This is a genomic window from bacterium (assembly GCA_029210545.1).
In the GTDB taxonomy this organism is placed as follows: Bacteria; BMS3Abin14; BMS3Abin14; order BMS3Abin14; family BMS3Abin14; genus JARGFV01.
The window spans coordinates 1-3,219 of record JARGFV010000175.1 but is presented as its reverse complement, the minus strand read 5'-3'; the positions used below and the strand labels follow the sequence as shown (position 1 = coordinate 3,219).

Annotated in this window: 2 protein-coding genes; both read right to left on the bottom strand. The window is 56.7% G+C overall.

The window, feature by feature from the left end; genetic code table 11:
* Positions 1-260: 260 nt before the first annotated feature.
* The gene (locus P1S46_11980) at positions 261-1,625 is read right to left on the bottom strand and encodes a tetrathionate reductase family octaheme c-type cytochrome (protein MDF1537188.1); all 1,365 of its coding nucleotides are present in this window, start codon (positions 1,623-1,625) and stop codon (positions 261-263) included.
* A gap of 199 nt (positions 1,626-1,824) precedes the next feature.
* On the bottom strand, positions 1,825-2,820 hold the full coding sequence (locus P1S46_11975; GenBank protein ID MDF1537187.1) for a KamA family radical SAM protein: 996 nt from the start codon (positions 2,818-2,820) through the stop codon (positions 1,825-1,827).
* Positions 2,821-3,219 lie beyond the last annotated feature (399 nt).

Sequence of the window (3,219 nt, the reverse complement as noted above, 5' to 3'; positions counted from 1 at the left end):
ATAGAGTCGCAAAAAGTCCAATCCGGGACTTTTCGCTCCACGGAAAGGGAAAAGCGTCGTTTTCCCTTTCCTTACAACTCAATGACTTACGGAGTGAGTCATTGAGTGGGGCGCCCCGCGCGGGGCGCGTTGATGGACTTTTTGCGAGTCCATCAATCAATGATTAACAAACCGTTAAACTGCGGATATTATACAGTTTGGTTTTAATATTAAAAAGGGGAGAATGGCTTCTCCCCTTTTTATTTTGCGGACGTTGTCTCTCAGTTCATGGGATCTTTCTTGTACCCGAGGGCCTTCCAGTCCATGCGCCCTCCGTCGCCGTGGCAATCCAGGCAGCCGAGGGAATTTTCGGCCGGGGCCACCATATGGTTGATCTTCCAGTACATGATGGTGCCGGTCCAGCCGTACTCCCCGCTGTAGGGCAGCCCCACCGCTTCCATACCCAGCCTGGCGGTCTGGTCCCAGTCGTAGGTTTGCCAGTAGCCGCCCTTGCCGAACAGTTTGGGCACGATGAGGGTCTTGTTCCTGATGTCGTACGGCTGCCGGCCTTCCATGACCTTGAAGGGGTAGATCCTTGCGTCCTGGTCCTTCCTGTTGCCGTTTGGCCAGCTCAGGGGGGTGACCTTCCTGGGGTCGATCTTGTCGCCCAGGGTGTACACCCCGGCTTTTTCATTGTGCCAGGCGTAAGTGGGAATGATGTTCCGGGCCCACTTGAAGGTGCCTTTCATCTTGTGGTAGGTGGGCATGCTGTTCTCGTCGGATTCGGGTTCCCGGTCCTCGCCGGCAGTGGACCAGTCCCAGTAGACCTTGGTGGGGAACTCCCGGGCAAAGGAAGGGATATGGCAGGTCTGGCAGGCAACCCTTTTGGCATGCTTGTTGAGCCGGCTCTCCTTGTGGACGGCCTCGCCGTGGCAGCTGTCGCATCCCAGGTGATTGAACTCGGTGGGTGAGACCACCATGGCGTTGCCCTTGATACTGTGGCCGTCGGACTCGTGGCATTCCTGACAGGTAAAATCCTCGCCGTCGGGTGACATGTGGATATCCAGTTCCCGGGACGGATTGCCCATGGAGCTGTCCAGGTCACCGTGTTTTACCTTGTCGCCGCCGCCGCCGTAGAAGTGACAGGTACCGCAGTTGATCCGGGAGGGGGCTCCGATGTTCCGTGCCACGTTGAGGAGATCCACATCATCCATGGGCATGCCGGCGCCCTTGGGGTTCTTCTTGTAGGTGCCGGTGGTATCGTGGCACGCAAGGCAGTCGACCCGGGTCTTGTCGGTGAAGTCGAAGGAAGCGTCCTTCCAGCCGTAGCCGATGTGGCAGCTGGTGCAGCGGGGTTCGTTGGAGGTGATCGCGACGCAGAAGTTGTTGATGACGTTCTTCTTGCCGCGCTGCACGGTCCCGGTGCCCTCGATCTTCTGTTCCACGGTCCAGGTCCAGTGGGAAGTCCTCATGACATCCATGGCCTCTTTCTCGTGGCATTCGAGGCACTTTTTTGTCACCGCCGGGCCGTTTGCGAAAGGGCCTTCGATCTCGCTGTGGTCATACCCCGCAATGGCTGCCGCGGGAACAAGGATAACCGTCAGAATGGCCAGGGCCGCCAGTGCCCTGAGAAATTCCCTGTTCATGGTGATCTCCTTTTGTGAAAAGTGTTTATAAAAATACAAAAGACATAGTTTGGCAGTTAAGTGAATGGTTAACTCACATGGAGAACCTACATAATAAGAAAGGGAATGTCAAGTTCGGTTTATACGCCCATGAGGGGGGGAGTGAACCGTGAGTAGTGAACTGTGGACTGTGAACCGTGAACCGTGAACCGTGAACGGCTTAATCCCTGTAAAGCACGGCTCGTCCATCAGGGATCAGGATTGACTGGTCGGCTCCGCCGGGGTTCAGGACCGTGGCGGCGGATGGAAAGACCTTTCCGCCGCCGTCCGGGAGATCTACGGCGAAGGTGGGAAGCGCCATGGGTGATGTGCGTCGGAAAAGCTCCTCCATGATCTGAACACCACGCATAAGGGGGGTACGGAAATGCCCGGTGCCTCTCACCTTGTCGGCCTGGAACAGGTAGTAGGGGCGGACTCTCATGGCGAGCAGGTTCCGGAAAAGGTCCTCCAGGATGTCCGGGTCGTCATTGATCCCTCTGAGTAAAACCGTCTGGTTGTTGAGGGGGATCCCGGCGTCGGCCAGGATCCGGCAGGCTTCCCGGGACTGGACCGTGATCTCCGCGGGATGGTTGAAATGGGTGTGGATGTACAGAGGGCCGCCGGCCGCCAGGAGGGACGCCAGTTCGGCAGTGACTCTCTCCGGCATTGCCGCGGGAACCCTGGTCCCGATCCGGATGATCTCAACGTGGGGGATGTGACGGATCTGATCCAGGATACTTTTCAACTCTTCCGTGCCGAGCATGAGGGGGTCACCACCGGAAAGGAGAACATCGCGGATACAAGGGTTTTTGGCGATGTATTGAAAACCTGCGGCCAGAGTCCGGGGGGTGACGGCTAATCCCCGGCCAACCTTGCGCTTGCGGGTGCAGAAGCGGCAGTAGACCGGACATCGGTCCGAGACCAGGAACAGGACCCTGTCCGCGTAGCGGTGGGTGAGGTTGGTCACCGGAGAGTAACGCTCTTCCTCAACGGGATCTTCGGGCAGCCCTTCGTTTACCGCCGAAATCTCCTCAGGATCCGGGAATACCTGCCTGGAAATGGGATCGCCGGCAGCGTTGGCCAGTTCTCCATAGTAGTCGCTTACCAGGGCGGGGTATTGTTCGGTAACCTGTGACACTCCCGCATTGCCCGCGGCAGAGTTCCCATGAACGGTCATGTTTCCCAATTGTCTCCTGCACCTCGTGCGGATACGACGATGAGTTGGTTGAAAATATTCTGCCGGGGAAACGACAAAAAGTCTCCATCCGGACGGGTTACACATGTAACCAGGCAAAGGTTTTTTTACTTGAAAATCGAAGCACTTCCGGGTGAAGGTGGAATCTCAAGTGTTGACTTTACTCCAGGAGTGTTCTACTTGCTACCGGTTGTACTCCTTCCGGTTGAATTCCCCACAAACCTTCATTGACGGGATTCCTGGTCTCACATGAACTCTGATAGGGTCGCAAAAAGTCCAATCCGGGACTTTTTGCTCAACGGAAAGGGAAAAGCGTCGTTTTCCCTTTCCTCACGGGGACTACTGGCATATCGCAAAAGTCCGTGCGGGCCTTTTGCTCCA